The sequence below is a fragment of the Neisseria sp. P0021.S006 genome (assembly GCF_051956895.1).
In genome coordinates, this window is record NZ_JBQCWZ010000573.1 from 1 (window position 1) to 849 (window position 849).

The window sequence follows — 849 nt, forward strand, 5'->3', positions numbered from 1 at the left end:
ACACCCTTCTACAATCACCGAAAGAGAGGACACAAAATGGCAAAAATCCTGATCGCACCGGTATCTGCCGGCCTGAGCGCCGATGCAGCGGCAAAAGCATTTGCAGCAGCATTGAATGCGCAAGTTTTCCAAGCCGTTGACTCCACTACAGAAACCCTGTTGGCTCAAGGCAAGAGCGACGACTGGTTTGACGCGCTTGTCGGTAAAGTTGCAGCATTGAATGTAGATAACCTCGTTATCGAAGGCATCACTCCTGATGCAGAAAAATTGTTCTTGGCAGGCAAAAACGTCGAATTGGCGCTGTCTTTGGATGCAGGCGTTGTATTGGCGCTGAAATCCGACAACACTGATGCCGCTGCCGTCACCCAACAATTGAATCTTGCCAAACAGCTCTATACCAACTCTCCAGGCTTATTGGAAGGTTTCATCATTGACGGTGCAGCCGCTGCTTTAGGCGCACAAGTCGGCGAGCAAACCGGCCTGACTTTCTTCGGCTCCAGCGACAAACTGCAAGACGTATCCGCTTTGGCCAAACGCGAAGCCAAACGCCTGTCTCCAGCCCAATTCCGTTACAACCTGATCGATTTTGCCCGCAAAGCCGATATGCGCATCGTTCTGCCTGAAGGCGCAGAACCGCGCACCGTCGCCGCTGCCGCCATCTGCCACGAAAAAGGCATCGCCCGTTGCGTACTGTTGGCTACCCGCGAAGAAGTTGAAGCCGTAGCTAAAGAGCGTGGCATCTCCCTGCCTGATTCTTTGGAAATCATCGATCCTGCTTCTTTGGTTGAGCAATACGTCGAGCCAATGTGCGAATTGCGCAAATCCAAAGGCCTGACTCCTGAAGATGCA

General features: G+C 52.5%; 1 protein-coding gene. It reads left to right on the forward strand.

Going from position 1 to position 849, the window contains the following annotated elements; translation table 11 throughout:
- Positions 1–36 precede the first annotated feature (36 nt).
- Positions 37–849, forward strand: an 813-nt coding sequence (locus ACTHUM_RS15770; RefSeq protein ID WP_440403389.1) for a phosphate acyltransferase, incomplete at its 3' end; no start/stop codon positions are given.